We start from the raw sequence: 273 nt of genomic DNA, 5'->3' as shown, positions 1-273 counted from the left end.
AGTCAATCGGCGCACACGTTTCTCACGTGTGTATCGCTACTCATGCCTGCATTCTCACTCGTGAACCGTCCACAACTCGCTTCCGCGGCTGCTTCACCCGGCACACGACGCTCCCCTACCCATCACAACACCCGTTGGGGCTTAACGCTGCAATGACACGACTTCGGCGGTACGCTTGAGCCCCGCTACATTGTCGGCGCGGAATCACTTGACCAGTGAGCTATTACGCACTCTTTCAAGGGTGGCTGCTTCTAAGCCAACCTCCTGGTTGTC

The 273-nt window shown here is 57.1% G+C and carries 1 rRNA gene; it reads right to left on the bottom strand.

Annotated features, from left to right (window positions below):
- A 23S ribosomal RNA gene (locus MRBLMG1_RS37275) occupies positions 1 to 273 on the bottom strand; the annotation flags it as partial.

Source organism: Streptomyces sp. LMG1-1-1.1, from assembly GCF_040815545.1.
Classification (GTDB): Bacteria; Actinomycetota; Actinomycetes; order Streptomycetales; family Streptomycetaceae; genus Streptomyces.
Note: the sequence above shows the minus strand (reverse complement) of the source record. Positions and strands in the feature narration are given on the sequence as shown.